This is a genomic window from Streptomyces sp. L-9-10 (assembly GCF_004151105.1).
Classification (GTDB): Bacteria; Actinomycetota; Actinomycetes; order Streptomycetales; family Streptomycetaceae; genus Streptomyces.
In genome coordinates, this window is the sequence record NZ_PHRF01000148.1 from 1 (window position 1) to 229 (window position 229).

Sequence of the window (229 nt, forward strand, 5' to 3'; positions counted from 1 at the left end):
GCATGCGTGGTGGCGCTCCTCGTGCCGGTCGCGGTCTGGCTGTTCCCCGAAGAGGACGGCGAGGGCTCCGGAGCGACACCCACGACCGATGCCGCCGGGTCCGTGCCGGCCGGCACGGACCCGGCGGAGGGGCCGCCGGACCACATCGTGAACAACCGCGTCTCGCAGGACCGCTGGACCCTGTCGGACGATCCGGAACAGGCCGCTCAGGGCATCGGCTCCTGCGACC

At 73.4% G+C, this 229-nt stretch carries 1 pseudogene; it reads left to right on the top strand.

Annotated elements, in window-relative coordinates:
- Positions 1 to 229: pseudogene (locus CU044_RS31250) on the top strand (serine/threonine protein kinase); the annotation flags it as partial.